Genomic DNA, 1,426 nt, shown 5'->3' with positions numbered 1-1,426 from the left:
GTCCTGTCCGCGGCGGGCGGGTGAGGACGGTGACGATCCTGGACGGCGGGTACGGCGCCGGCCCCGCGCACGGCGCCGGTCATGTGCGCGGCGCACCGCACGCACCGGAGGCACCGCACGCACCGCACGCACCGCACGCACCGGAGGCACCGCACGCACCCGAGGCGCCCGCGGACATCCTGCTGCTCCTCGGCGACCGGTCGACGCTGGCCGCCCGGCCCCGCTTCCGTATCGAACAGGCCGAGGACGCGGCCACGTTGAGTGCCTACCGGCGGCTGCGGCACGCCGTCTTCGTCGACGAACAGGGCCTGTTCGCGCGCCACGACCTCGACGAGCGGGACAGCGATCCGCGCACCGTCGTCCTCGTCGCCCGCGATCACTCCGGAGCCGTCGTCGGAGGCGTCCGGCTCGCACCCGCCGTCGACGGCCCCGACATCGGCTGGTGGACGGGGGGACGGCTCGCGGTCCGCCGTGACGCACGCGGCTCGGGCGGCATCGGCCGCGCACTGGTACGGGCCGCCGACGCCCGCGCCGAGGCGGAGGGCGTGCTGCGGTTCGAGGCCACCGTGCAGCAGAGCAACGAGCGGATGTTCACGCGGCTGGGCTGGCGGCGCGTACGTCCCGTGACCGTCGGCGGCGCACCGCACGTGCTGATGCGCCGGCCGACCCGGCGGTTCGCGGCACAGACCGCGGTCAAGTCGTTCCTCGGACCGCTGCTCGCCCGACTGCGGCCCGGTGGACCGGGGTTCGTCGGAGACGACGGCGCACCCGTGCCCGGCTCGGACGTGATCGCGGCCTGCGACGCGATCGTGCCGTCCATGGTCGAGCGCGACCCCGAATGGGCGGGCTGGTGCTCGGTCCTGGTCAACGTCAACGACATCGCGGCCATGGGCGCCACGCCCACGGGACTGCTCGACGCCCTGGCCGCCCCGGACGCCGCGCACGCCGCCCGCCTCCTCGCCGGCCTCCGGTCCGCGTCCGAGGCGTACGGAGTGCCGGTCCTCGGCGGACACACCCAACTCGGCGTCCCGGCCTCCCTGTCCGTCACCGCACTCGGACGCACCCGGAACCCCGTGCCCGGAGCGGGCGGCCGTCCCGGGCACACCGTCCGGCTCACCGCCGACCTCGGAGGCGACTGGCGCGCCGACTACCGCGGCAGCCAGTGGGATTCGACCACGCACCGGCGAACGGACGAACTGCGCGCCATGCTCGGCGCGGTCGCCGCCGCGCGGCCCGCCGCCGCGAAGGACGTCTCCATGGCGGGCCTCGTCGGCACCCTCGGCATGCTCGCCGAAGCGGGCGGCTGCGGGGCGGTGCTCGACGTCGCCGAGGTACCGCGTCCCGCCGGTGCCACCGCCGGCGACTGGCTGACGTGCTTCCCCGGCTTCGCCATGCTCACCGCCGACGCCCCCGGCTCGCCCCCGCC

Annotated in this window: 1 protein-coding gene; it reads left to right on the top strand. The window is 76.4% G+C overall.

Annotation, left to right across the window (positions count from 1 at the left end):
- Nucleotides 1–29 precede the first annotated feature (29 nt).
- Nucleotides 30–1,426 (top strand): MSMEG_0567/sll0787 family protein (locus AN218_RS29695; protein ID WP_244900834.1); only part of this gene is annotated, 1,397 nt, incomplete at its 3' end.

The sequence above is a fragment of the Streptomyces nanshensis genome (assembly GCF_001751255.1).
GTDB lineage: Bacteria > Actinomycetota > Actinomycetes > Streptomycetales > Streptomycetaceae > Streptomyces > Streptomyces nanshensis_A.
The sequence above is the reverse complement of the archived record's forward strand: the minus strand, read 5'-3'. Positions and strand labels throughout refer to the sequence as shown.